Raw genomic sequence first — 1,122 nt, 5'->3', positions numbered from 1 at the left:
TATCAGCTCTGCTAACGGTGGGCTTCCTCCGATCATCAAGCGCCAGAGATACTATCAATCTTTGGACCTGGCTGCATAGTCAGTGATATCTTTGAGATAAATGTGTCAACCAATATTGACAATATCAGTCTATCTTATCTGCGGCATCATACTTGGTCTTTTCTTTGAGAAATCCGAAGAATGGTTTGAAAAGTTTTCCATAAAGACACCTCCGATTATAAGCGAAATTCTGGCAGGTTTGGTTCTGGGCCTTGTTGTTACGTATCTTCCGGTTGTTCAGTTCTCAGGGGAAAGCCAGATGGCAGTGCTGATTACGGATTATGCAAAGTATGCACCGGCGGCAATGATCGGGATTGCTTTTCTGAAGGTATTGATGACGAATATGTGTATTCAGATGGGAGTATGGATCTTTCTTGCGGCGGTACTTGCCAGTCAAGTGACGAGAGGTAAAAATCATGAAGAAAAAGCATAATAAAGCACTTTTACAGTGTCATCAGAATTAATATTTTCACAACAAACCAGTTATCCTGTGTCTCAAAATGTACTTCACCACCATATAACGGATTGTCAAAGCAAAATAAAAATGAACCCGCTTACTTTCCTCAAAAAAACGGAATTTCATATGCCAGCTATATAATGTACCTTTCATATCTTCTTCTTTTCATTACTACATTTAATGAAAAAAGTACTACCACTCCTATCATACTCAATATTTTTCCTATCATCACTCCCGGTGCATGATAAATCATCTCAATCTCATGTTTTCCTTCCTGCACTTTCATGCCAAGAAATGCAGTATTCACCTTCTCATATTCTGTTTCTTTGCCGTCTATTAATATCTCAAAATTTTCATCATAAGGAATCGATGTAATCAGATAACCATCTTTATCTCCTTCCACGATTCCTTTAATAACATTTCCTTTTGTCTCCTCTTTATCCATCTGAAATTCCGACTGAACAAGTTCATTTCGTTGATCTTCCAAAGTCGTTTCCTTTATAATGGTCTCATAAATTAAGACACTTTTTCGGACAGTTTTTAATGAATCTGATATACTTAAACCAGTATGAAAGAAAGGATCCATTATCATGTCCAGACAAAGAAGAAATTTCAATGCCAAATTC

At 37.1% G+C, this 1,122-nt stretch carries 2 protein-coding genes; one reads left to right on the top strand and one right to left on the bottom strand.

Annotation, left to right across the window (positions count from 1 at the left end; all coding sequences use genetic code 11):
• Window positions 1-115 precede the first annotated feature (115 nt).
• Window positions 116-472: a chloride channel protein gene (locus JQM81_RS13515; protein WP_235234345.1), complete on the top strand. Its 357-nt coding sequence runs from the start codon at window positions 116-118 to the stop codon at window positions 470-472.
• Window positions 473-629: 157 nt separating this feature from the next.
• Here JQM81_RS13515 and JQM81_RS13510 read toward each other — a convergent pair.
• Window positions 630-1,122 (bottom strand): YfhO family protein (locus JQM81_RS13510; RefSeq protein ID WP_235234339.1); only part of this gene is annotated, 493 nt, incomplete at its 5' end.

This window comes from Faecalicatena contorta (genome assembly GCF_021531895.1).
Classification (GTDB): Bacteria; Bacillota; Clostridia; order Lachnospirales; family Lachnospiraceae; genus JAFBIX01.
This window is presented reverse-complemented; position numbering and strand designations above follow the sequence as displayed.